The sequence below is a fragment of the Armatimonadia bacterium genome (assembly GCA_039679385.1).
Taxonomy (GTDB): Bacteria; Armatimonadota; Zipacnadia; order Zipacnadales; family JABUFB01; genus JAJFTQ01.
The window spans coordinates 27,434-52,520 of sequence record JBDKVB010000069.1 but is presented as its reverse complement, the minus strand read 5'-3'; the positions used below and the strand labels follow the sequence as shown (position 1 = coordinate 52,520).

15 protein-coding genes are annotated in these 25,087 nt (G+C 66.0%); 9 read left to right on the top strand and 6 right to left on the bottom strand.

Annotated elements, in window-relative coordinates:
• Positions 1-3 precede the first annotated feature (3 nt).
• Together ABFE16_07720 and mnmA are read right to left on the bottom strand one after the other, a co-directional pair.
• Positions 4-552: a GNAT family protein gene (locus tag ABFE16_07720; protein ID MEN6345180.1), complete on the bottom strand. Its 549-nt coding sequence runs from the start codon at positions 550-552 to the stop codon at positions 4-6.
• Positions 553-597: 45 nt separating this feature from the next.
• Positions 598-1,713, bottom strand: a complete 1,116-nt coding sequence (mnmA, locus tag ABFE16_07715; protein ID MEN6345179.1) for a tRNA 2-thiouridine(34) synthase MnmA — start codon at positions 1,711-1,713, stop codon at positions 598-600.
• Positions 1,714-1,891: 178 nt separating this feature from the next.
• On the opposite strand from mnmA, the gene ABFE16_07710 reads away from it, so the two are divergent.
• A complete protein-coding gene (locus ABFE16_07710) occupies positions 1,892-4,063 on the top strand; it encodes a bifunctional (p)ppGpp synthetase/guanosine-3',5'-bis(diphosphate) 3'-pyrophosphohydrolase (GenBank protein ID MEN6345178.1) in 2,172 nt (723 codons plus the stop codon).
• Positions 4,064-4,142: 79 nt separating this feature from the next.
• On the top strand, positions 4,143-5,075 hold the full coding sequence (locus tag ABFE16_07705) for a ribokinase (protein ID MEN6345177.1): 933 nt from the start codon (positions 4,143-4,145) through the stop codon (positions 5,073-5,075).
• On the opposite strand, the gene ABFE16_07700 is transcribed toward ABFE16_07705, so the two are convergent.
• A complete protein-coding gene (locus ABFE16_07700) occupies positions 5,072-6,082 on the bottom strand; it encodes an aldo/keto reductase (protein MEN6345176.1) in 1,011 nt (336 codons plus the stop codon). The genes ABFE16_07705 and ABFE16_07700 overlap by 4 nt on opposite strands.
• Before the next feature lie 246 nt (positions 6,083-6,328).
• Between ABFE16_07700 and ABFE16_07695 the strand changes: the two genes are divergently transcribed.
• The 7 genes from ABFE16_07695 to ABFE16_07665 all read left to right on the top strand — a co-directional run bounded on the left by ABFE16_07695 (position 6,329) and on the right by ABFE16_07665 (position 16,566).
• Positions 6,329-7,822, top strand: coding sequence for an amidohydrolase family protein (locus tag ABFE16_07695; protein MEN6345175.1), 1,494 nt, complete (start codon positions 6,329-6,331; stop codon positions 7,820-7,822).
• Positions 7,823-7,888: 66 nt separating this feature from the next.
• Positions 7,889-8,428 carry a cob(I)yrinic acid a,c-diamide adenosyltransferase gene (gene cobO, locus ABFE16_07690; GenBank protein MEN6345174.1) on the top strand — a complete coding sequence of 180 codons (540 nt, stop codon included), beginning with the start codon at positions 7,889-7,891 and terminating at the stop codon, positions 8,426-8,428.
• Between the two features lie 53 nt (positions 8,429-8,481).
• Positions 8,482-9,534, top strand: coding sequence for an alpha/beta hydrolase family protein (locus ABFE16_07685; protein ID MEN6345173.1), 1,053 nt, complete (start codon positions 8,482-8,484; stop codon positions 9,532-9,534).
• A gap of 47 nt (positions 9,535-9,581) precedes the next feature.
• The gene (locus ABFE16_07680) at positions 9,582-10,580 is read left to right on the top strand and encodes a hypothetical protein (GenBank protein MEN6345172.1); all 999 of its coding nucleotides are present in this window, start codon (positions 9,582-9,584) and stop codon (positions 10,578-10,580) included.
• A 230-nt stretch (positions 10,581-10,810) separates the two neighbouring features.
• Positions 10,811-12,091, top strand: a complete 1,281-nt coding sequence (locus tag ABFE16_07675; GenBank protein MEN6345171.1) for an Ig-like domain-containing protein — start codon at positions 10,811-10,813, stop codon at positions 12,089-12,091.
• A gap of 109 nt (positions 12,092-12,200) precedes the next feature.
• Complete coding sequence (locus ABFE16_07670) at positions 12,201-14,816, top strand: hypothetical protein (protein ID MEN6345170.1); 2,616 nt, start codon at positions 12,201-12,203, stop codon at positions 14,814-14,816.
• Positions 14,817-14,976: 160 nt separating this feature from the next.
• Positions 14,977-16,566: a sialidase family protein gene (locus ABFE16_07665; GenBank protein ID MEN6345169.1), complete on the top strand. Its 1,590-nt coding sequence runs from the start codon at positions 14,977-14,979 to the stop codon at positions 16,564-16,566.
• Between the two features lie 14 nt (positions 16,567-16,580).
• On the opposite strand, the gene ABFE16_07660 is transcribed toward ABFE16_07665, so the two are convergent.
• Genes ABFE16_07660 through uvrA form a run of 3 tightly spaced genes read right to left on the bottom strand, consistent with a single transcriptional unit; the run spans position 16,581 to position 25,005 of the window.
• Positions 16,581-17,909, bottom strand: a complete 1,329-nt coding sequence (locus ABFE16_07660; GenBank protein ID MEN6345168.1) for a carbon-nitrogen hydrolase family protein — start codon at positions 17,907-17,909, stop codon at positions 16,581-16,583.
• An 18-nt stretch (positions 17,910-17,927) separates the two neighbouring features.
• On the bottom strand, positions 17,928-18,581 hold the full coding sequence (locus tag ABFE16_07655) for a hypothetical protein (GenBank protein MEN6345167.1): 654 nt from the start codon (positions 18,579-18,581) through the stop codon (positions 17,928-17,930).
• A 31-nt stretch (positions 18,582-18,612) separates the two neighbouring features.
• Positions 18,613-25,005: an excinuclease ABC subunit UvrA gene (gene uvrA / locus ABFE16_07650; GenBank protein MEN6345166.1), complete on the bottom strand. Its 6,393-nt coding sequence runs from the start codon at positions 25,003-25,005 to the stop codon at positions 18,613-18,615.
• Positions 25,006-25,087: the final 82 nt, after the last annotated feature.

Genomic DNA, 25,087 nt, shown 5'->3' with positions numbered 1-25,087 from the left:
CTGTTAGTCCTCCGGCCAGCGCTGCGGCCAGAGCTCCGCGAACTCGTGGACGAGGATGCCCATGACCAGCAGATTGTGGTAGCGGCCGTTCTTGTACACGTCCTCCCGCAGCGTGCCCTCGTGCTGGAAGCCGACTTTCTCGTAGCAGCGGATGCCCCGAGTGTTCTCCGCGAAGACCCGCAGTGAGATGCGGTGCAGGTTCATCTGCGTGAACCCGAAGGCGCAGAGGGTGACCAGGGCGTCGGTGCCGTAGCCCTGGCTCCAGTATTCCTTGTCCCCGATGCAGACCCCCAGCTCGGCGCTGTGTGTGTAAGGGTCGATATGGCCAAGGCCGCAACTGCCGATGTGCCGGCCCTCCAGCGTATCGATGGCCAGACGCAGCTCCTTCTTGGGGTCGTGCTCCTGCGCCACCCAGTTCTCCTCCGCCAGCAGGGAGATCGGGAAGCGCATGCCCATGAAGCGGATCACCTCGGGGTCATTCATCCACTTGTGGAGCCGTTCGGCGTCTTGGCGCTCGATGGCTCGCAAGATGACCTTGTCGCCCTTGAGCATGGGACTTCGCTCCCTTCGAATCGGCCGGTGTGCGAGATGGAGCCGTCAGCACCTGGCTTTGGTGAGTTCGGTTGAGCAGATGACGCCGCCGCCCAGGCAGCAGTCGCCCTGGTAGAAGACCGCGGACTGACCGGGTGTCGGCGCTCGAGCAAGACGTGCAAAGCGAACCTGGGCCGTGTCGCCGTCGACCGTGACCTGCGCCGGAGTGAGCGTGCCGTTGTAGCGGACCATGACCTCGCAGTCCAGGGTCAGCGGGAGTAGTGACTGCGGATCGGCGGCACCGGCCTCGGGCACGCAGATCAGGTTGACCTGGTCGACTTCGCAGGAGTGCACCCAGACCTCGGCGTCCTGACCCACCACTACGCGGTTCGTCTCAGGCTCCAGACGGAGGACGAAACGGCGACCGCCGGCTCCACCAAGCCTCAGGCCCTTGCGCTGCCCGACGGTGTACTGGGCCACCCCGTCATGGTGGCCCAGAACGGTGCCTTCGAGGTCCACGATCTCGCCCGGCCGGAAGGCCGTCGGCACTCGCTCGCGCAAGAGTTCGTCGAAGTGGAGGCCCTCCAGGAAGCAGATGTCCTGGCTCTCCTCCGAGGGCGCGATGGTTACCCCGGCCGCAGCGACGAACTCGCGTGCCTGGTCCTTGGTCATCTCGCCCAGGGGGAAGCGGGCAAAGGACAACTGATCCTGCGACAGGTGGTGCAGGACGTAGGACTGGTCCTTATGTAGACTGGCGGCCCGCAGGAGGCAAACCCGGCTGTGGACGCCGTCAGTGTGGAGACGGGTCCGCGCATAGTGGCCGGTAGCCAGGGCCTCAGCGCCCAGCTTGCGAGCGCAATCGCCCAGGAGACCGAACTTCACCTGCTCGTTGCAGCCCACACAGGGGTTCGGAGTCCGTCCGCGGGCGTACTCCTCGACGAAGGGCTGGATAACAACCCGGTCAAAGTCCTCGCGCAGGTCGAGGGTGTGGTGGGTGATGCCCAGGTGGCGGCAGAGGTCTTCAGCCTTCTGAGCCGCCCGCTCCGAGCCTGCATGAGTGGCGAGCAGGGCCGTGAGGCCGATCACCTGGCAGCCCTCGGCACGGAGGCACAGGGCTGCTGCGGTGCTGTCAACACCGCCCGACATCGCTATCGCAACGACTCTGTCGCGTGCTGTTTCCATGCGGACCGTCATCCTGCTTGTGGCCGTATCGCGGCGGATGGTATAATGAATGCTGTCTGGAATAGGGGCGAGGTCGACTACCTCGGACGCGTTCCTTGCTGCCTCTCCGCAACCTCGTTTGAGCGTACCCTGTCGCCCCACGCGCACTTCACTTTACGTTCCCACACCTGGTCATTCTATGGCGCCTTCGATCGACGAGATCGCCCAACAGGTAAGCGGTTACTGGCCCGGAGTGGACCGGGACCTGCTGGTGCGCGCCTACGACTTCGCCGACCATGCCCATGCGGGGCAGATGCGCAAGGGCGGCGACCCCTTCATCACGCACCCTCTGAACGTGAGCTCGATTCTGGCCCATATCGAGGCCGATCCGCCTTCCGTGGCCAGCGCACTCCTGCACGACGTGGTGGAGGACTCCGACGTCACTATTGAGGACGTGACCGAACAGTTCGGCCCCGGCATTGGTCGCCTCGTGGACGGCGTCACCAAGCTAAGCAACCTCAACTTCCGCACCGAAAAGGAAGAGCAGGCCCGGAACCTGCGCAAGATGTTCCTCGCCATGGCCGAGGACATCCGCGTCATCATCATCAAGCTTGCAGACCGCCTCCACAACATGCGGACGCTGTCGCCGCTGGCTCCCGACCGCCGCGAGGCGATTGCTCAGGAAACGCAGATGATCTTCGCGCCCCTGGCCCACCGGCTGGGGATCTGGCGCCTGAAGTGGGAGCTTGAGGACCTCTCCCTGCGCTATCTGGAGCCGGGCGCGTACTTCGAGCTCGTCGAGAAGCTCGGCAAAACCCGGGCTGAGCGGGAGCGCGAGATCGACCGCTGCCGCAACACGCTCGCCGAGCATCTGTACGAGGCCGGGGTCGAGGCCGAGGTCTACGGACGCCCCAAGCACATCTTCAGCATCTACAACAAGATGCGGAACCAGCACATCGACTTCGAGCAGATCGGCGACCTGATGGCGCTGCGGGTGATCGTGAACAACGTGGGCGACTGCTACGCCGCCCTGGGAATTGTACACGATCTGTGGATCCCCTTGGAGGGCCAGTTCACCGACTACATCGCCCGGCCCAAGAGCAACCAGTACCAGTCCATCCACACCAAGGTCCTGGGCTACAACGGCCTGCCGATGGAGGTGCAGATCCGCACCCGGGAGATGCACCGGACCGCCGAGTATGGTGTCGCCGCCCACTGGCGCTACAAGGAGGGTCAGAGCGACCCCGAGCTGGACAAGCACATCGGCTGGCTCCGCCAGCTCATCGACCTTGAGACCGACCTGCAGGAGAGTCACGAGTTCCTCGAGCTGCTGCAGGTGGACCTGTTTAGGGACCAAGTGTTTGTGGCCACTCCCCAGGGCGATGTTATTGACCTCCCGGCGGGTGCCACGCCGATTGACTTCGCGTACCGAATCCACACCGAGGTCGGCCACCGCTGTGTGGGCGCCAAGGTGAACGGGCGGCTGGTGCCGCTGGACTACAAGTTCGCGAACGGCGATGTCGCGGAGATCATGACCCAGGCCGGCGCCGAACCCAGCCGCGATTGGCTACGCATCGCCCAGAGCTCCCATGCACGGGCCAAGATCCGCCGCTTCCTGCGCCAGAAGACTCGGGATGACAGCATCATCCTCGGCAAGGAGATCTTCACCCGCGAAGTCGAGCGGCTGAAGGCCTCGGAACGTGGCGCCCTGGACTTGCAGCGACTGGCCACGGTGGCCGAGCACCTGAATTACACCGACCTGGATGGGCTCTACGCGGCGATGGGCTATGGCGACGTGGAGCCCGAGACCGTCCTGCGCCACCTGAAGCGCCCGACTCTGCCGCTGACCCTGGCCGATGAGGTGGCACGGTTCGCACCGCCAAGGTCTCCGGCCGCCGGTCAGGCTCCCACGGTGACCTCCTCCGGTGTGAAGGGCTTCAGCCACCGCATGTCACAGTGCTGCAACCCACTGCCGGGCGACGACATCGTCGGCTACATTACCCGTGGCGGCGGGCTTGCTATCCATCGCAGTGACTGCAAGAACCTCAAGTACCGGGCAGAGCGTGAGCCGGGTCGTGTCATTCCCCTGCTGTGGGAGGGCACGAAGGACTCGCACTTCCTGACTGAGGTCGAAGTGCTGGCGGTGGACCGTATGGGGCTGTTCTCGCACATCACGGCGGTGGTGGCCGACCTGGGCCTGAACATCCGCCGGGCTGAGGCGCACCTGGAAGGCCCCAACCTGGCCCGACTGACGCTGGGCGTCGAGATCCACGAGCGCCAGGACCTGGACGAGCTCATCGAGCACCTGACCAAGCTGATCGATGTAGTCAGCGCCCGGCCTCTCACCGGCACCGGCTCGCCGGTGCAGTGAAGCCTGCCCTGCCACAGCTAGCCCTAACCCCTGCACACCATCACGCTTCGTTTTGAGCAACCTCCGGGAGGTCGGCATCGTGCCCCCAACAGTCCTGGTCCTGGGCAGCCTCAACATTGACTACACCGCCGTCGTAGACCGTCTACCCTGTCCGGGCGAGACCGTGCTGGGTGGAGAGTTGCTGGTGACGCAAGGCGGAAAGGGCGCCAACCAGGCAGTCGCCTCGGCCCGGTCGGGTGCAGTGGTTTCCCTGCTGGGCTGTGTGGGCAAGGACGACGGTGGCCGGGCCTACCTGGACAAACTCGCCACCGAACGAGTGGACACAGGGCTACTGCGTCTGTGCGAGGAGCTTCCGACGGGGACTGCGCTGATCTACGTCGAGCGCGGTAGCGGGGAGAACATGATTGCGGTCTGCCCCGGCGCCAACTCGCGACTGTCCCCTGAGGACGTGGAGGGCGCCAGAGAGCGGATCGCGGCTGCCGACGTCGTTGTCGCCCAGCTTGAGTCGCCGATGGAGACTGTCATGGCCGCCGGGCGTCTCTGCCGCGAAGTGAACACTCCCTTCATGCTGAACCCGTCACCGGTGCCGCCGGGAGGTGTGCCGCCGGAGCTGCTGGCCGAGGTCGATTACCTGGTCTGCAACCAGACCGAGATGGGCCTGCTGGCCGATGGCCTTGCCGGAGGCAGCCTGCGCGATGCCGCCGACCTCCTCCTGACCCGCGGCATGACAGCCGTAGTCATGACGCTGGGCTCCGAGGGCTGCGCAGTAGTGGAGAAGACCGGGGTCTCGCGGGTGTCCTCCTTCCCGGTGCGACCCGTGGATGCAGTGGGTGCCGGCGACGCCTTCACCGGAGCCCTGGCCACCGGACTCGCAGAGGGCCGCCCCCTGCAGGAGGCGGCCCGATTCGCGTCTGCGGCAGGGGCTCTCGCTGTGACGACAGCAGGCGCCATGCCCTCCTTGCCCAACCGCCACCAGATCGAGAGGCTGCTGGGCCAACAGAGCGCGGGCTAAAACCAGTTCAGGGCAGGCGAGCTGCCGCCGATCTGCGGCTGGTTCACGAAGTCCTGGAACCGGTAGCTGCGGGTGAGGTCGGCCAGGTACTGCATGTCCTCCTCCGGGATCTCCCTGTCGACGATCTCGTAGAGCGGGTCGAAGTGCTCCGGCTTGCTGCCACCGATGATGGGGATGCAGCAGAAATCCTTCTGCATGACCCACAGGACTGCGAGCTGGTTGATGCCCATCTCCAGCCGCTGCGCCACAGCCTCGATCTTCTCCACCACGTCGAAAGTCTCGTCGGTCAGCCGGTCGGCGAAGGACTTGGTCTTCCCCGCTCGGGACTCGGGATCGGGCTCAATGCCCCGCTGATACTTGCCGGTCAAGAGGCCGCCGTCCTGCGGGCTGTAGGCCATCATCGCGAGGTTGAAGCGCTTGCAGAAGGGAACGGTCTCGTTCTCGACCACACGGTCCAGCAGGTTGTAGCGGGCCTGGATCGAGATCAAAGGCTCCCAGCTATGGAGGGCCGCCACTCCCAGCAGGTGCGCCATCTGCCAGGCATAGTGATTGCTGACACCCAGATAGAGGACCTTGCCCTGCTTGACCAGCGAATCCAGCGCTGAGAGCGTCTCCTCCACACCGACCTTGGAGTTCGGGTGATGTAGCTGCAGCAGGTCGATGTAGTCGGTCCGCAGGCGGCTCAGTGTGTCGTCGACATAGCGCAGAATGTGCTTGCGGGAGCAGGCCAGTCCGCCACCAAGACGCCGATCCGGAGTGTAGGGGACGAAGAACTTGGTGGCGAGGAAGACCTTCTCGCGCAGGCCCTCGAGAGCCTTGCCGAGGAACAGCTCACTCTTGCCGCGGCCATAGCTGTCGGCGGTGTCGATGAAGTTGATGCCCATGTCAACGGCCTTGCGCACGATGCCGATCGAGGTCTCCTCGTCGTTGCGCTCGTAGAAGGTCATGGCTCCCAGGCAGAGCGCGGATACCTCGACGCCGGAATTGCCGAACTTGAGGTACTTCATGCTGGACCACTCCCAGATTGGTGATGCCCCGCTGAGGCAAGGGGCCTTGTGGGTGATGCGTGCCAGAGAAGAGCCGTCGCCGTCAAGGGTCGGTCGAGATCGCGTCGCCACATGCCCTCCACAGTTTCCACCGGCGAGCAAGGAAGGGCACCCTGGCGACCACGGGGAAGTTCCGCACCGGTGTGCGGGCATCCTCCGACACCCAGGCTCATGATCGCAACAAAGACGGCAACGGGAGGCCGACCCTTGGAATTCGATCTGATCCTCAGAGGCGGCAGCATCGTCGACGGAACGGGCGCACCGGCACGTCCGGGCGACGTTGGCATCAACGGAGAGCGTATTGCCGTCATCGACGACCTGTCGGAGGCGGCGGCGAAGCAGGAGATCGACGTCACCGGGCTGATCGTCGCACCGGGTTTCATCGACCCCCACAACCATGCCCACAACGAAGCGCGCACGGGCATCCTGAGCCTTCCGAAGGCCGAGAACTACCTGCGGCAGGGCGTCACGACGCTGGTTGCCGGGAACTGCGGCGGGAGTGCCTGGCCCGTGGGAGAGCATTTCGCCGCCGTCGCTCGGGCGGGGATTCGCCAGAACTACGCCATGCTGGTCGGCCTCGGAACGGTGCGTGGCCAGGTGGTGAGGGAAGCTGGACGGCCCGCGAATCTGGAGGAGATCCGCCAGATGCAGGGCCTGGTGACCCAGGCAATGGAAGAAGGCGCACTCGGCATCTCGAACGGCTACTTCCCGGCCTATGTGACCACGGATGAGATCGCCGAGGTCACCAAGGCCGCAGCGAACAAGGGCGGTCTCTACGCCAGTCACATCCGCAATGAGGGCGATTCGCTGCTGGGCGCGGTTGAGGAGATCCTGGAGATTGGGGCTCGGGCCGAGTGCCCGGTGCAGATCTCGCACATCAAGACTTACGGGCAGCGGAACTGGTGGAAGATTGACGCTGTTTTCGACCTCATGGAGGAGGGCGTGCGGCGAGGTGTTGACGTGATGGCCGACCGCTATCCCTACGTCGCCTGCTTCACCGGCGTTTCGGCGTTGCTGCCGATGTGGGCTCGCTCCGAAGCGCAGGCTCGCGGAGGCTGGGAGTCGCTGTACGACGCGGGGTGGAGCCAGCGCCTACGACGGGCCATCGCGGACCAGTTCAACCTCATCGGCGGGCCGCACAATGTGATGTTCGCGCCGCTGGATCCCAAACCTGAACTGGACGGCAAGCGTCTGGACGAGTACGCGGCTGAGGTCGGCAAGGACCCCATGGACGTGGCCATCGACCTGATCGTGCAAGGCGGAGTGTCGTGCATCTTCTTTGTCATGTGCGAGGCCAACATCGAGAGGTTCTACCAGCACCCCCTGGTGGTGGGCGGATCGGACGGCCACTTGCGGGTGCTCGGCGAAGGCGTCTCGCATCCGCGCAACTATGGCACCTTCCCGCGCATCATCGGTCACTATGGACGCGACCGGGGCCTGTTGACCGTAGAGGAGGCCGTGCGCAAGTGCACGAGCCTGACAGCGGAACGTTTCGGCCTCCGCGAGCGCGGAGTGCTGGTCGGTGGCAACTACGCAGACATCGTAGCCTTCGACTGGAACAGCATCATCGATGCCGCCACCTTCGAGCAGCAGCACCAGTACCCGAAGGGGATCCCCTGGGTTATCGTCAATGGCAAGGTGGCGCTGGCGAAGGGCGAGGTGACCGACGAACTGGCCGGGCAGGTCGTACGCAAGGCCTGAAGACCAGGCGACTCGGGAGCCAAGGAATCTGGACCGTGAATAGTCTCACGAGGAGGGATCGAGCACATGAGTGCTTCCGAGACCGCCAAACCGCACGGTTTGGTGATCGTGTATACCGGCGACGGGAAGGGCAAGACGACGGCGGCGTTAGGGCTTGCCCTGCGTGCCCTGGGACACGGGCAGCGTGTCCTGGTGCTACAGTTCCTCAAGGCCAGCGAGGAGACCGGCGAACACCGGATGGCCGACCGGCTGGGACCTGGCTTCACCATGAAGACCCTCGGTTGCGGCTTCGTGATCGGCGAGTGGACGCCGGAGGACATCGCAGCCGCCCGGGGGGCCTGGCAGGAGGCCTGCACGGCTCTGCAGTCGCCCTGGTGGAACCTGGTGATCCTGGATGAGGTCACATACTGCATGAAGGCGGGTGTGCTCCCCGTCGGCGATGTCCTGGCAGCGCTTTCGAAACGACCGGCTGGAATGCACGTGGTCCTGACGGGCCGCGATGCGCCGCCGGAGTTGATCGAAGCCGCCGACCTGGTCACACACATGGAGGCTATCAAGCATCCCCACGACGACGGCCTTCCCGCTCAGCCGGGCATTGAGCTCTGAGAGGGTACCGAACCGGGGCCGCCGTCAGTCTCTCCCCTGCAGGTGACGCCGACGTGGACTTTCCAACCTGGTACCGGCACACTCCACATGTCGCACTGCGCGAGCAGGTGCGGGTGTTGGAGCCTGCCTACTCGCTGCTGGTCCGCTGGGCCGACCATCCGGAGCAGTGGCGTGCGGAACTGACACATCGGCTGCGTGACCTGCTGGGCCTTGCATGGGAGGATGAGACGATTTCCGGGCCGCCGCTGAGCACTCGTCCCGTTGCTTGCCCCCTGGACGTGCGCGAACTGGAACAGGTGGATGAAGAGGGGTTCTCGCGCACCCGGCTGGCGTACAACGTCGAGGTCGGCCTGACTGCTTTTGCCTGGGTCTGCGTGCCCCATGACAACGAGAACCCGCTTCCGGCGGTGATCTGCGTGCCGTCGCGCGAGGCCGAAGGCGATGCGCTGTTGGGACTGACCGGCGAACCCGATCTGCCGGGCTACCGCTATGCCGTGGAGCTTGCGCAGCGCGGGTATGTGGTCCTGGTGCCCGACCTGCGAGGCTACGGCGAGGCTCGGGATGATGCGGACGGGCTGGCAGCCACCGGCCAGCTCTTGGGACGCCCGCTGATGGGGATGCACGTGTGGGACCTGTCGCGGGGTGTAGACTACTTGCAGACGCGTCCCGAGGTGCGCAGTGACCGGATCGGCATGACGGCCCTGCGACCTGCGGCACCGGCTGCGCTGTTCACCGCCGCCCTGGAGGAGCGCGTGAACTGCACGGCGATCAGCGGTGGACTAAGCACCTTGCGGGAGCTGGTGGTAGCCCGCGACTGCTTCACACGCGAGGCGCCTCCACCGGAGTTGGTGCCCGGTCTGCTGCGGTACGCGGACCTGGACGACGTGGCTTGCCTCGTGGCCCCGCGACCGCTTATCATGGTCCAAAGCAACTCCGACACCAGCGTGCCTGAGACCGGCGTGCGCGAGCTCTTCGAGCGGACGAAGGCGGGCTTTGAGCTCCTGGGCGAAGGTGTGAAGCTGGAGACGATGCAGGTGGAGAGCAGCGAAGCCGGCTGCACGGGACAGCTACTGCGGTTCCTGGACGACTGGCTCAAGCTGCCGTAAAGTGCAGGGCCGCACCGCCGGCTCATCCTAGACGAGAGGTCATGCAGATGAACCGATCCTTGCGCCTTCTTGGCGTGCCGATAGCTCTTGTGGGCCTCGTGGTGCTGGTGTCAGGCTGCTCCGGGCTGGCTCTGCTGGCAGCCTGGGACAAGTGGTTCGCCGACGACGACAACAACGCGTCCAGCTATCATGTCTATCTGGATGGGTACGACCTGGCTGTGGCGGCCTCGGTGAACGGCGTGTTCACCCTCGCGGGTGTCTCGGAGGGTGACTACCTGGTCACCGTTGCCCTGCCGCCGGGGATGCGGCGCGGCCTCCACTCCACCGTGCACATCACGCCCGGACACTCCTTCAGTCTGCGCAGCGAGAACCCCTTTGAGGGCGGCGTGATCAAGGGGACCGTCCGGCGCGATTCCTCCTCGGGCGCACTGCTGTCCGGGGTACGCGTGGTCGCGGTCCGCAACGGCGCCCTGCTGCTGACCAACAGCGCGCCGCTGACCTTCCCGCAGGCTCCCGGGACCTCGATGGACTACATGATGGGCTTCACGGACAGCTCCGGCGCCTATACCCTTGGCCCGGCGCAGTATGGGAACTGGCTGGTCTTCGCAGCGGCTGCGGGCTATGCGGCTGACGCGAAGTACCTCTCCGTTCAGTCCGGGAAGGACGGCACCGCAGCCCTGGTCCTGACGACGGGCGCCTCTGTCTCGACCGGCGTGGTGCGCAGCAACATCACGAACAGGTCCGGCAGCTCGCTGAGTGAGCCGCTGCTCAGCGCAACGCTGAGCACTCCCTTCGAGCCGACGATCAGCGCCGCGACTCGCACTTCAGTGGCCACGGTCTCCGGCCTCACTTTGCCTTCGGGGCCCTGGTTCCGTCTGGATAAGCTGGCGACCATCGGCAGTACCGCGGGCCAGTGCCTGCTGGACCTCCCCGTCGGGACTCACAGCATCGAGGGCTTCAAGTATGGCTACAAGGCCGCCTCTGCGCAGGCAATCGTCACCAGTGGCGGTGTGACGACCAAGGACTTCTCCCTGGTGTTGAACTAGCCCGGGCGGCCAACTCGCCCCACAATCAGCTTCCGTGCTTCCTGCGCCGGCGGGGTCTACCCCCGCCGGTTTGCTTTGTGACCTTTGGCCTGCCGCCTTGCCGGTGCAGGAAAGGGTGCGTAGAGCGCGAATAGCACGACATACGGGCTGACACTCCGTGTCAGGGTCTTGTGTGTCAGGTTGGCCGTGTCCGGTGTCCAGCAGACTGCCACTGATGGAGGTCCGGCATCATGGGACACTTCTGTCACTGCCGCGTTTCGCCCCTCCTCCTTTGCGTTCTGCCGCTCGTGGTTGCCTTGAGCGGCTGCGGCGGAGGCACCACCGTCGCGACGGACAGCCGCACAGGTAGCGTGGTGGTCCAGATCAACTGGCCGCCACCGGCAGCAACCGTCGGCACGGCGGCCATCCCCGCAAACGCCACCTGCGTGCAGTTGGCGCTTTCCAACGGCAGCGGATGGAGCGCGAAGCTGGCAGCGCTCCGGCCCCAGAGCACAACCACCTCGCTGCTCACGATCCCCGGCGTACCGGTTGGCTCCGTGCACCTGCACGTCGGGGCATACCGCGACTACACGAACGTCAACCAGAACCTGGTGGTCAGCAACCTCCTGGCCTGGGCCGTGAAGGACGTCACGGTGGTCGCAGACTCCTCCCTAACGGTGGGCTTCACGCTTTCCGGCGATCCGTACCGAGTGGGCGTGACGGCCGCCGGCAGCACCACCCTCGACCTCGGCGGTCAGGTGCAGCTCACGGCCACCGCCTACGACAGTGAGGACAACGTCCTGCTGGTGCCACAGTTCACCTGGTCCTCCACGGCCCCGCTCATGGCCGAGGTGGACGGGATGGGGCTGGTCAGCGCCTTCCGTCCGGGCAGCTCAACGGTTCGGGCCAGCGTGGGAACGGTCAGCGGGGAGATCGGCATCGCCGTCGCTTCTCCCCACCACATCGTGATCACGCCCTCGACGGTCAATGTGCCCTACGGGACAAGCGCCACCCTTCAGGCCAAGGCCTACAACGCTGCCGGAGTCGAGCTTCCCGTGCAGGAGGACAGCTGGGCCTGGAGCACCTCAGAGCCGACGCAGCTTCACGTGGAACTGACCTACGTGGGCAACACAGCGACCGTCAGGACTAACATGCCCAGCCAGGTGCCCATCACGGTCTACGCGACGGTGGGTACGACGCAGGGAACGGCGACCGTGACGACCTTCGGAGCCTTCTCTCCCGCGCAGATCGTGATCACGCCCTCAACGGTCAATGTGCCCTACGGGACAAGCGCCACGCTTCAGGCCAAAGCCTACAACGCTGCCGGGCTGGAGCTTCCCGTGCCGGAGGATGGCTGGACCTGGACCACTTCGGAGCCGACGCAGCTTCACGTGGAGCTGACGTATGTGGGCAACACAGCTACCGTCAGGACCAACATCCCCAGCCAGGTGCCCATCACGGTCTACGCGACGGTGGGCACGACGCAGGGAACGGCGACGGTGACGACCTTTGGCGTCACCGGCGGCCTCTGAGCGCGGACTCTTGTGAGGCCGAGGCAGGACGTACGCTCTTGTCGGAGGACGCACCGGGTGTTTGCAGACCATCCGCTCGATTCTGGACAGTGGCGAGGGTGATTCACACATGCGGCCACACAACCACCGTCCGTTCCCTTCAGCCCTGCTGCGAAGTTGCGTGGTGATCTGTGCTCTGCTGATGCTGGGCACGGCACTCCAGGCAGGGCCGATCGCCAACCTGGCCGACGATGATGTCACGGTCATCATCAACCCGCGGATCCAGGTACGCGTCTCGCCAACCTATCTCGTCCAGGGGATCGCGCAGCCTGCGATGGTCACCGTAATGGACGAGACGGGAGCGGGCATTCCGAACGCCACCGTGGAGCTGACCAACGGGCTGAACTCCAGTGTCCGCCTGGGCATCGGCATCACCGGCCCGGGTGGAAGAGCGACGATTGCGCTCACGCCGCCGGGGTCCGCTGAGGTCGCTGCAGGTGTGCGTGTCTGGGTTCGCAGTTCCGTGGGGAGCACCAATGGCGTCATGATCTCCGTTCGCCCCACGGCAGCCTGTTTCGTGGTCCAGGAGGTGCGCATCATCGATCCGCCGGAGGGCACGCGACTGGGCGTTGTCCAGGGCGCCAGGGTGCCCTTCCGGGCGGTGATTCGCGGCCTTGGCACGGGCTCCATCTCCGGCTTCTGGACACTGAACGGCGTGCCGCTGGTGCCCTTCACAGCGACCATGACGGCGGGGTCCCTCGTGGAGGTCAAGTCGGCGACCGCGATGGTCAAGCTCGATTCGCTGTTCCGCCTGGGCCCGAACGTGGTGACCTTGCGGGTGATGGCTCCGAACCGCGTGGAAAGCCGAGACGCCCTGGTGGACGTATCGGCGCCACCGCGCCCCAAGGCACCGGAGACGACCACCGGCGCAGCGCCCGCCCCGAAGCCTGCCGTGGTCTCTGAACCGGAGGGACCGCTGGAGGTCGCGCAGAACCCGGCGTGGTCCACTTCCTTTGCACTGCTTGACCCGGAGGGCTCTGCGGCGGTTTCCTTCGCCGGCCTGCAGTCGCCACGAGAGCCGGCTGTGCCGAAGCCCTCGCTGCGGTTTGCCGAGGCCGAGACCGGAGGTGCCGGGGCAACGCCTGCACCGACACAGCCGCCTGCTCAGGAGAAGCCCGGTGAGAAGCCGCTGACGCTGGCGCTGGTCAGCCCCTCTTCGGTCACCATCTCGGGTCGCGTGGCCGGTGACTCGAACGCGCAGGTCTATGAGACCTCGACCCCGCGCACGGCGGCTGACGCCTCCTTCAGCACGAGCGCCGACATGGTCCTGAGCGGCAACGTGAGTCACAACGTCGCCCTCGATGTGCGCACGAATCTGGTCGCTTCAACGGAGTCGGTCTCACTGGGCGACCTGCGCACCAAGATCGTGCTGGGGCAGACGGCGGTCACGGCCGGTCGCGCTGCTCTCGACGGCTATAACCCGTACACGGCGCAGAGCCTGGCGAGTCGTGAAGTGCTGACCGTCGGACCCAATGTGGACAGTCCGAACTGGCACCTCTTCGGCCTGCGCACGGACTCCGGCGCCAGTGGCGGCGTGGGAGCCGAGGACCGCTTTGATCGCTACGGTTACGGCGGCCGGATGGCCCTGCACTTCGGGGGCATCAAGGCCGAGCTGTCTGCGGTGCAGGTTCAGGACGACCGTGATATCACGCCGACTCCGGGGAGCTTCGCAACGCCCCAGTCTTCCCGGTCCATGGCGCTGTCCGTCACGGGTCCGCTGGGCAAGTCTGCGACGCAACTGGCGGCCGAGGTTGGCTGGTCGTGGTACGATCCCAACCGCAACGCGAGCGGCGACAGCGTGAACGGCCTCGCCTACGACCTGAGTGTGGGAGGGCAACGGGGCGTCTGGTCGTGGTCCACGAGGGCCTTCGACATACCGACGGACTTCTACACCCTGGGCAACCCCTTCCTGCGCCGGGGCTATGACGGCTGGGAGACCACCGTGGGTACCTCGGCGGGCAGCGACCTGGCCTTCAGCCTCACCTACTCCGACCGCTCGGAAGACTTCCTTTCGGGCGGCTTCGAGAGTCTGACGACGGTGCCCGCGACGGACGTCTCCGACCTCACGGCCGGCCTGACCTGGAATGGCGAGGCACGAGGACTGCCGACGGTGGCGGTGACCGGGATCTGGGGCAGCCGGGATAACGGCGGCGTCGGCGATGCGCGAATCGACCAGTCGGAGCGGACCCTCAGCACCAGCCTGAGCAAGTCCTGGGGACCGACGACGGCCGGGGTCTCCTGGTCAACCTATGATCTGTCGGACCGCACGGGCGCCGGATCGAGCGTCGCGACGGATCAGTGGGCTATCACCGCCAGTCACACGCTCTCCCCCGTATCGGCAGTGGCGGCGACCTACAGCGACTACAGCAGCGACCTGGGCACCACCTCGCAGGTGGACACGAAGCTGTGGGCGCTGAGCTACGCAACGCCGCTCGCGAAGTGGCTGCAGAGCGAACTGGCCTACACACGGACGACCCAGTCCGACACCGGGGCAGGCTTCGACGGCAGGTTTGAGGAATATCGACTCAGGCTGGGCTACCGACCACCAGAGAAGCCGTCGCTGTGGCAGCAAGTCCTCAGCGCACTCTCGCTGGAGGGCCGGCTGATGTACCAGAAGGACCCAAGCCTGAGCACCGGCGAGGTCCGTCGTTCGGAGCTGAGACTGACAGCCAGCACCTCCTTCTAGGGCCTTCTTGGAGTCCTCGCTGCGCCGGGCTCCGGTCGTGGTCTGAAGTACTTGAAGGGTCTCGAACTGCCGGGGCCGAGTGCTCCGGCAGTTTCTGTGTGCCAGACGTGCCAACGACCACCGAGTCGTCCAGCGAAAACGGTCGCACGGGAGTGCGCACATGAACTGCTTCGGCCATCTGCTGATCTCACTGCTGTCCCTCAGTCTGCTCTGCGTCGGAGTCACCTGGGCGCAGGACAGCGGGTTGCAGGAGGAGAGCTTCAAGGCCACCGTTGCCGGCGAGCCCATCCTGTGGTCTGACTTCGCGAGCGGAACGCCTGCCGAAGCAGTCGCCAGGGCCCCAGAGCCGGGCACCACCGGTGGCGAGCTACCGAAGGACTGCTGGACTCTGCGGCATCCGAACTGGACGCCGGACCTGCTGAATGCCCGCGGGCTGCCGCCCGATCTCACCCTCGATCCGGGCCGCACGGAGGTCTGCGACCTCTACCTGGGACTGCGTGCGGTCGACCCGACGATGACCTTCGGCATCCGCCTGTCCAGTGAGAAGGAGTTCACCATCATCACCGCCCCGGCGGCGACGCCGACGAAGCACTACGACTTCGAATTCCACTGGAAGGCCGAAGTTCCGATGGCCGGGGAGAAGATCGTGCTCCACTCCCTCGGCAAGCCGATCTACGTGCAGTACCTCAAGTTCGTGCCGCAGGTGATGACAGAGCAGAAGGCACTGGTGCCGACGGAGCGTGTCAGCATCCTCGCCGAGAAGGGCCGGCATTTCGCCTTCCCCGGGGTAGCGCAGACGACGCAGGGAGACCTGCTTGTGGTGGCCCGTGAGGGCGATGCGCACGTGTGCCCGCGGGGTCGAATCGTGATCACGCGCTCCACCGATCTGGGCAAGACCTGGTCGCCCAGGGAGGTGCTCTACGACTCGCCCTCTGATGACCGTGACCCGGCGGTTCTGTGCCTGCGCGACGGCACACTGGTCGCGAGCTTCTGCACCTGGGATAGCTGGCGGGCGGTTCCGGGGCTACGTGCGAAGTATCCCGAAGAGACGGCGAACATGGAGAAGGAGGGCTGGAACAAGTACAGCGGGAACTGGACGATGGTCTCCACCGATGACGGCAAGACCTGGTCTGGGGCGCAGCGGGCACCGACCTTCAGTCCGCGTGGACCGGTGCAGGGACCGGATGGCGCACTCTACTGGGTCGGTGATGCGGGGCGAGACGGCGCCAACGTCGTGTCTGTGTGGCGCAGCGAGGATGTCGGCAAGACCTGGACGCGCTTTTCGGAGGTGTGCTACAGCCCAGGCCAGCCCCAGGCGGACAAGACCGAGGTGTGGGATGAGCCGAACCTGATCCTACTCCCGGACGGCCGGGCAATCTGCTCGCTGCGCGTCGAGTACGGTGGCTGGGTCTGGCAAGCTGCTTCTGCGGATGGCGGGCGAACCTGGGGCTGGCCGCGACGAACCCCGGTATGGGGCTTCCCGCAGCAGTTGTGCCGCCTCGCCGATGGCCGCCTGCTGATGTCCTACGGTTACCGTCGGCAGCCCTTCGGCGTTCGAGCTTGCCTGAGCAAGGACGAAGGGCGGACCTGGGACTTGGCCCACGAGATCGTCTTCCGCCATGGGGCCGGGCACGCTGACCTGGGCTATCCCTACAGCCTCCAGCTTGCCGACGGCCGCGTCTTCACGGCCTACTACTACAACGACGAGGCCGGCGACTGCTACATCGAGGGCACCGCTTACCGGCCGTAAGGCGAGCACAGGACTTAGCGAGTGGCGCGACGCAGACTCCCCTGGTTGGCCTCGTCAGTGAAGGCCCCGTACAGGTGCGGACGGCGCTGCATCCAGTTCACGTCGGCGAAGCAGCCACCGTTCCAGGTGCGATAGCCGTCGGCGAGGCTCACATCGCACCACACGTAGTCGCGGTCGCCCTCGTTCCAGGCGAGGATGTCGCCCTTGCGGTCGATGACGCAGCTTGCGACCGCGGTGTTGCGAGCGACGACCATGCAGAGCTGGTTGTCCATGGCGTGGGTGCGCATGATCGCCTGCCAGCGACTCTCGCCGAAGGTTGGCGGACCGGGACGCCAGCGATCAGCCCGGTGGTCGCCCATGATCGGCAGCACGAGGAAGTCGGCGCCCATCAAGCCGACCATGCGGGAGGACTCAGCGTCCGAGCTATCCATGCAGATGTTGAAGCCGATCCGGCCCAGCTCCGTGTCGACGACAGGGAAGCCATCGCCGGGCATCAGCCCGGACTCCGCCTCACCACCCACGGCCAGATGCACCTTGTGATAGGTTCCCTCGACCTTCCCGTCGGGGCCAAGCAGCACGGCGCTGTTGAACACGGCGTCGCCATCGCGCTCGTACATCCCCAGGACGATGCGGGTGTGGAAGGCGCGGGCGATACTGCCGAAGGCCTGCACTTCGGGGCTCGTCAGCGGCACCGCAAGATCGAGGCTGCTGCCAGGAAGGCCCCACTGGAGCGCGATCTCCGGCAAGGCGATCAGATCAGGCGAGACCTCCTCGCAGGCCTGGCGGCAGAGGTTGCCGTAGAAGTCTATGTTAGTCTGCAGGGACTCCACCGGTCGGGGTCGCGCATTGGCATGGCCCGTGACCACGGCGACCCGCACCGGCTTGGAGGCAGGTCTGTCCTCAGCAAGGGTGACCTTCGGCTCCGACCACAGGGCAAGCCCCGTCGTGGACCAGCGGAAGGTGCAGCGCACGGTCAGGTCTGAGGCATCCTCGGGCGCCTGCACGATCCGCGCAAAGCGAACACGACCCTCGCCTGCGGACTCGGGCAGAATCCAGTCCCAGGGGCGGAAGCCGGTTCGCGCTTGCCCGGCCTCCATGCGGTCCCAGTGTGCGGTACACAGCAGGGCATCGCGCACACAGGCCAGGTCGGCGAAGGTGGCCTCGAGTGAGATCTCGTACCACCGGCCGGGCTCCAGGCCGCTGAAGACGAACTGCCAGCCGCCGCAGCAGCTCCGGGTTCCGTTGGCCTCCGTCACGTAGCCCTGGCCTTCGCGCGCGAAGTGCGGGGAAGCCTGCGGATGAGGGGTCCAGTTTTCAACGGTCGCCAGCTGCACCTGATTCATGGGATCACCTGTGTGCGCTCAGTCTTGCAGCTCCAGCAGACCCCACAGACTGGGGTCGGTGTCGAAGGGCATGGCTCGCGGCGAGGACCAGACCTGCTTGCCGCCGGGAACGTCATGGGCGAAATAGTTGAAGCCAATCCGCTCCCCGGCGCGGGGCTCGAAACCGTTCAGGATGTGCGTCGGCAGCAGCACTTCCAGGCAGTAGGAATCGCCCTCGACCCGCGAAGCTACGCGGATCTGTGAGGGGTCACACAGTGGCGGCCGCTCACGAGCCCGGCGCAGGTTCGCCTGCCAGGCAACCGGTTCGCCGCGACCGAGCCCTCCCCCTCGCGGCAAGAGGACGAAATGATGACAGAAACGCGAGGCTCGGTGGGCTGTCTGCGCCGCCCGGGTGTCGATCCAGACCTGCAGACCGTCGCCCGAGGCAGGTCGGCGGCGATTCACCGTCACCGTTCCGACGGGCTTGGCGCACCGTTCGGCGAGGTACAGACCCTCGTCCGACCAGGCCACGTAGAGCTGGGCGAAGCTCCTCTCGCCGTCCAACTCGCCCAGAGGCGGCAGCGCGGGAATGTCGCCCCAGTCGGATAGGTCACCGTCGAGGGTGATCGGCTGCCGCAGGCGCGGGCAAGAGGCGATCGGTCGGAACAACATTCGTGAGGGGAAGTCAGGCACAGCGTAGCTCCCGGAAGTGCGTCACGGCGGGTCAGCGGCCGGTGGACAGGTAAGCCTCCCAGGCCCTGTGCAGGAAGTTGCGGAATCCGTCACTGCTGAGGTCCCGCTCGAAGTGGGCCTGAACATAGACGCGATCGAAACCACGAGCACCGGTGTAGACGCGGAGCCGTGGCGTGCGCGAGTAGAAGCCGAGTCCCTCGATCTCCTCCCAGTGCTGCAAGGCCAACTGCTCCGCCAGGTCTTCCTCATCGAAGAGACCCTTGGGCACGTAGAAGCTCAGCTCGAGATACCACTTCCGGTGGGTGCGGGCCGCGGCAAACCAGGGCTTGCGTCGCGTAGCCCGAAAGCTCACCGAGGCCCAGTGACCCCAGTAGGGTTCCTCCGCTTCGGGCAGCTCACGGAACTGGCGGACGAACTCTATCAGGGCCTCGTCATGCCAGGCGGGACTCTCGCCGACCGCATTCACGCGGTTTCGGGTGTGCCAGGCCTCGCCATCCACTTCCCAGGGCGGCTGCGCGTCGGACTGAGCAAGTACCGGTGGAAGCTGCTTGCCCTCGCCTTCGCCAGCGGCCTCAGCAGTACCTCGGACACTCGGCTCCCTGGGCTCCGCTCGGGAGGCTCGTGGGCTGGTCTGAAGAGCCTGGAGCAGATAGGACGCCGTCGGGCTGTCGGTGCAGGTCGCCACATCCTCGGGTCTGCCGGCAGCCACGAGGTAACCGCCACGCTCGCCGCCCTCAGGCCCCAGATCGAGGACGTAGTCGGCGGTCTTCACCACGTCCATGTTGTGCTCGATGACCAGTACCGTGTTGCCCGCATCAACCAGTCGGTTCAGCACGACCAGCAGCTTCTGGATGTCGGCCATGTGCAGGCCGGTGGTGGGCTCATCCAGCAGGTACAGCGTGCGTCCCCGGGTCGGGTGCACCAACTCACGCGCGATCTTCACCCGCTGAGCCTCACCGCCGGAAAGGGTCGGTGCGGACTGGCCGAGAGGCAGGTACCCCACGCCGACGTCGGAGAGCACCTGCAAGGGGCGACGGAGGCGCGGGAGATCGGTGAACAGCTCCAGCGCCTCATCCACGGACATCCTCAGCACGTCGGCGATGCTCTTGCCCCGGTACTTGATGTCCAGGGTCTCGTGGTTGTAGCGCTGCCCGCGGCACTCGTCGCACTCCACCCACACGTCCGGCAGGAAGTGCATTTCGACGATGCGATAGCCCATCCCCTCGCAGGTCTCACAGCGGCCGCCGGGTGCGTTGAAGGAGAATCGCCGCGGACGGTAGCCGCGCACCTTCGCCTCGGGCAGTAGGGCGAACAGCTCGCGGATGGCATCGAAAACGCCGATGTAGGTAGCGGGATTCGAGCGTGGCGATGCGCCGATGGGTGACTGGTCGATCGCGAGGATCTGATCCAGGCCCTCGTGGCCGTGGATCGCTCGATGGTGCCCGGGCACGGTGTTGCGCCCGTGGAGACGGAAAGAGAGCTCCTCGAAGAGGATGTCATGGATGAGCGAGGACTTCCCCGAACCCGAGGGGCCTGTCACGCACACGAGCACTCCGAGCGGGATGTCCACGTCCAGGTTCTTGAGGTTGTTGTGGCGGGCGCCCTCAATGGTGATCCAGGCATAGGGCGCCTTGCCGTCGGCGTGTCGACGGAGTCCACCGGAGACTGTCTCCACCGCCTCGCCATCGGTCTCCAGACTCTGCGCAGGCGGCAGGCGGCTGGGTAGTGGCCGCCGCTCCTCGGGAACGGGAACCGCCAACTCATGCCGCAGGAGGGCGCCGGTCAAGGAGCGCTTCGAGCGGCTGAGCGCACTCGGCGAACCGGTCGCTACCACTCGACCACCCGCGGGACCGGCACCCGGGCCGAAGTCGATGATGTGATCGGCATGCTCAAGGGTCTGCCGGTCGTGCTCGACCACCATCACGGTGTTGCCCAAGTCGCGCAGTCGATCCAGGGCGCCGAGCATCCGGTCGTTGTCTCGGGGGTGAAGGCCCACGGTCGGCTCGTCGAGCACGTACATGACACCCGTCAGGCGGGCTCCGAGTTGCCCGGCGACCTTGACGCGCTGAGACTCGCCGCCGGAGAGCGACGGCGCAGGCCGATGGAGGGACACGTAGTCCAGACCGACCTCGACCAGGAACCGGAGTCGCGACTGGATTTCCTCCAGAACGTCCTCGGCCCGGGATTGCTCTGCGGCATCGAGGACCACGTCGGCCATGAAGCGGCAGGACTCCTCCAGCGGCAGCTCGCACAACTCGACGAGGGTCTTGCCCCGGAATCGAACCGCGGCCGCCTGCGGGTTGATGCGTCCGCCGTGGCAGGCCGGACAGGGCAAGTCGCCCAGCGCCCGGGCGAACTGCCGGCGGAAGTAGTGGCTGAGGTTGGAGGCGCTCTCAATGCCGGGCGCGAGGCCGGTGAACCGGACCTTGAGGGTCGGCGTCACCGTCAGCTCCTCGTCCGCACCCCACAGCAGCATCCGGCGCTGGGCTTCGGTAAGGGTCGAATAGGGCTGGTCGAGAGAGAAGCCGCCCTGCCGGGCAAGGGCCTCAAGGGTCTGCTCCATCAGGCCGCCCGCCGGGAGGTGTTGCCAGACGCTCACCGCACCCTCACGGATCGAGAGGCGGTCATCGGGTACCATGACCTCGGGATCGAGACCGCGCTGAGTACCAAGGCCCTCGCAGGTCGGACACCAGCCCTCCCAGTGGTTGAAGGAGAAGCTGCGCGGGGTCAGTTCCGAGTAGCTGGTTCCGCAACGGGGGCAGCCGAAGTCGCGCGACAGGCGCAGGTCGTCGACTTCGCCCTGCTGGTCGCCGAGGCTCACGATGACCTCACCGTTCGAGAGGGCGAAGGCCCGCTCGACGGCCTCGGCCAGTCGGGAGCGTCGCTCCGGCGAGACCTGAAGGCGGTCTACCACCAGCTCGACGTGGTGCCGCCGCCGCCGGTCAATGTGGACCTGTACCGGTAGCTCATGCACCTCGCCATCAAGGCGAACTCGTCGCCAGCCATCTCGCTGAGCCCGGGCAAAGAGATCATCGTACTCCTCGTTGCCCGAGGGCTTGAGCGGCGATAGCAGCAGCACCCACTCGTCAGCGAAGGAGGTCAAGACCTCCTCCACCACGCTATCAACGGTCCGGGCGCTGAGGGGCTCGCCGCACCCCGGGCAATGCGGCGTGCCCAGGCGAGCGTACAGAACCCGCAGGTAGTCGTAGATCTGCGTCTCGGTCCCGACGGTAGAGCGCGGCGTGCGAACCGTGTTGTGCTGCTCGATGGCAACGCCCGGTGACAGCCCGGCAACGCGGTCAACCTTGGGCCTGGGCATCTGGTTGACGAACTGGCGGACGTAGGAGGACAGCGACTCGACATAGCGGCGCTGCCCCTCGGCGTAGACGGTGTCCATCGCCAGCGAGGTCTTGCCCGAGCCACTGACTCCGGAGAGCACCGAGAGCTTGTGGCGCGGGATGCTGAGGTCCAGGTTCTTGAGGTTGTGCTCACGAGCGCCGCGGACGGTGATCGCTTCGGTTCGCTCGCGCTGGGCCCGCCGATGATGGTGATGCGGTGAAGCGTGGACCCCGGAACCGCCCAGCACCTCGCGCAGCATGGCGCCGGTATAGGAACCCTCGGAGGCAGCGATCTCCTCTGGAGTGCCCTCGGCGACAATCCGACCGCCTCCTGCACCGCCCTCAGGGCCGAGGTCAATGACGTGATCGGCACACTTGATGACATCGGGGTGGTGCTCGACGACGACAACGGTGCTGCCGGCATCGACGAACCGCTGCAGGACCTCGAGCAGCTTGCGGACATCCTCGAAGTGCAGCCCGGTCGTGGGCTCATCCAGGATGTAGATGCAGCCTTCGCCGCCGGGACGGCTTAGCTCCTTGGCGAGCTTGATGCGCTGTGCCTCGCCGCCGGAGAGGGTCGTCGCCGGTTGCCCGAGCTTGATGTACCCCAGGCCCACACTCTCGAGGGTCTTGAGGATGTGGTGGATGCGCGGGAAGTTGGCGAACAGCTCGAGGGCCTCGGTGACCTCCATGTCGAGGACATCGGCGATGCCGTGACCCTTGAACTCGATGCTGAGGGTTTCGCGGTCGAAGCGTTCGCCCTGACAGACCTCGCAGGTGACCCACACGTCGGCCATGAAGTCGGATTCGAGCCGGACCGCCCCGTGGCCCTCGCAGTTCGGGCAGCGCCCCTCCTCCACATTGAAACTGAACCGTCCCGGCTTGTACCCACGTGCCCGCGAAGTCGGCAGGTTCGCGTAGAGATCGCGAATCGCGTCGAAGACCTTGGTGTAGGTCGCCGGGTTACTGCGCGGGGTTCGACCGATGGGGTCCTGGTCGATGACGATGACCTTTTGCAGCAGGTCCAGGCCCTCCAGGGAGTCGTGAGCGCCGACGTCGGTCTCGGCTCCGTGGAGATGCTGCGCCAGCGCCGGGTAGAGGATGTCGCTGACCAGCGAGCTCTTCCCCGAACCTGAGACCCCTGTGATGCAGACCAGGCAGCCCAGCGGGAAGGCAACGTCGATGCCCTTGAGGTTGTTCTGTCGGGCTCCGCGGACGACCAGTCGCTTCCCGTTGCCTCGTCGCCGCCGGTCGGGAATCTCCACGCTGCGCTTCCCGGCGAGATACTGGCCGGTTAGCGACTGCGACGAGCGCTTCACCTCGGCGGGTGAGCCCATCGCAACGACCTCGCCACCCTTCTCCCCTGCTCCCGGGCCGAAGTCGACGACCAGGTCGGCGGTTAGAATCGTCTGCTCATCGTGCTCGACGACGATGATGGTGTTGTCGAGGTCGCGCAGGTGCAGCAAGGTGTCGAGCAGTCGCCCCTGGTCGCGGTAGTGCAGGCCGATGCTGGGCTCATCGAGGACATAGAGGCAGTCGACGAGGCCACTGCCGACCTGGCTCGCCAGCCTGATGCGCTGGGATTCGCCGCCCGAGAGCGTCGGCGCCGAGCGGTCCAGATTCAGGTACTGCAGACCGACAAACTGGAGGAAGGAAAGGCGGTCGCGGATCTCCTTGAGGGCATCCTCAGCGATCTTGGACTGGCTGGTGCTCAGCTTCAGGTTCTCGAAGAAGGCAGCAGCGTCGTCGACGGTCATCTCGCACAGGTCGGAGATGGACAGACCGCCGAGGGTCACGGCCAGGCTCTCGGGCTTGAGACGCTTGCCCCGGCAGACCGGACAACGCCCACGGCGTAAGGTCGCTTCATACTTGTCCCGCAACGCCTGGGCCTTGAGACGGTTGAGGCGGCGCATCATCTCCGGGATGATCCCCCACCAGGGCTCTGCATGACGCCATTCCCAGGAGAAGCGCGGATTCTTGTACAGGTACGGGACGCGCTCGGTCCCCGACCCATAGAGCAAGACTTCGCGCTGCCGGTCGGTGAGGTCGCGCCAGGGAGTGTCGAGGGAAAAGCCGTAGTGCGTGGCAACGCCCTCGTACCAATGGCGACGGTAGATATTTGACAGCGACGGCAGCAGGGGGATTGCGCCGTCCAGGAGCGACAGCTCCGGATGGGCGACCAGCAAGTCGGGGTCCATCGTGCGGGTGACGCCGAGACCCTGACACTCCGGACACATCCCCTGCGGACTGTTGAAGGAGAAGCTGGCGTGCGTGGGCTCGGAGAAGCTGATCCCGCATTTCACGCAGGCGAAGCGTGTGCTCAGCAGCCGATCCTCCTGCCCCTCGCGAGACAAGATCAGATCGCCCTCGGAGAGCTCCAGAGCGGCCTCGACGGCTTCGGCCACTCGCGCCCGGAAGGAAGCCGGCACGCGGTTCTTGTCGCCTGCCTGCCGGGGCAGGGTGAGACGGTCCACCACGATCTCGACCGTGTGCTTGCGACGGCGGTCAAGCTCCGGTGGGGACCCGGTCTCGTAGAGCTGCCCGTCGATGCGCGCTCGGAGGTACCCGCGACGGCGCATGTCCTCGAGCAGGTCCTTGAACTCACCCCGGCGCTCCTGCACGAGCGGAGCGAGGACGAGTACCTGCGGCCCGGCGGGTAGCTCGAGGATCTGGGCGATCAGGGAGTCGCGGCTCTGGGCACCGATCTCAACCCCACACTGCGGGCAATGGGGTGTGCCGATGACCGCGTAGAGGACGCGCAGATGGTCGTAGATCTCGGTAACGGTGGCGACGGTCGAGCGAGGGTTGTGCCCGCGCGTGGCCTGGTTGATGGCGATCGCAGGTGCGAGACCCTCCAGCCGGTCAACGCGGGGACGCGGAAGCTGCTGCAGGAACTGGCGTGCGAAGGCGGAGAGGGACTCCAGGTACAGGCGCTGACCCTCGGCGAAAAGGGTGTCGAAGGCGAGTGTTGACTTGCCGGAACCGCTGACGCCCGTGAACACGATCAGCGCGTTCTTGGGCAGATCGAGGCTGAGGTTGTTCAGGTTGTGCTCGCGCGCGCCACGGATGGTGATGTGATCGGCCATGGGGAGGGGACCTGCTTGGAAGGTGCCTTCCGTGCCGACAGCGTCGACACGGAAGGCACTAGACCGACTAGCCCGCCCATTC